Origin of the sequence: Terrisporobacter mayombei (genome assembly GCF_020748465.1) — a bacterium.
GTDB lineage: Bacteria > Bacillota > Clostridia > Peptostreptococcales > Peptostreptococcaceae > Terrisporobacter > Terrisporobacter mayombei.
In genome coordinates this window covers 1-634 of sequence record NZ_JAHZMP010000049.1, presented here as the reverse complement: position 1 = coordinate 634, position 634 = coordinate 1, and the positions used below count along the sequence as shown (strand labels likewise).

At 44.5% G+C, this 634-nt stretch carries 1 pseudogene; it reads right to left on the bottom strand.

Going from position 1 to position 634, the window contains the following annotated elements:
* Positions 1 to 225 (bottom strand): annotated as a pseudogene (locus K0039_RS24745) (hypothetical protein); the annotation flags it as partial.
* Positions 226 to 634: the final 409 nt, after the last annotated feature.

Below are 634 nucleotides of genomic sequence, written 5' to 3'. Positions count from 1 at the left end.
AAATAGCTGATCGGTCGTAAAATTAAAGCCGACTTTCGGTAGGTTCACCGCAACAGCGCTGAACAACATCCATACGCAAAACGCCAGCAGCAGACAGGGAACGGAAATCCACAGGTTGCGGCTGGCAATACGTTGACCGCGTTGTTGCCAGAACGCAGGATCTTCCGGTCGCCAATCTGTAATGACAGCTCCAGTAGCCCTTTCGGGGGCGGATGAGTGACTCATAGACACCTCTGATACTCGTTTCGATGTCTGCCACCTTAGTGTCTGTAGCTAAAGGCAATTTGATGTAAATCAAACGATAAGATAACTTTATCTATCATTGATATTTATCATTACCCATAGTGAGTACAGTGACTTCATAAAAATTATGAGATTTTTCACGGTGCTGTAAAATCCCTACCCTTACCGATGTAAAGCGACTAACCACACGGCAAATAAGGAGTAACTCTTTCCGGGTATGGGTATACTTCAGCCAATAGCCGAGAATACTGCCATTCCAGAATGTATCGTCACATTCATTAAGGTTATTGCTCATTTAAAGCCTGAAGGAAGAGGTTTACATGCTTAAACGTTGTCTCTCTCCGCTCACCCTGGTTAATCAGGTTGCGCTTATTGTGTTGCTTTCTACTGC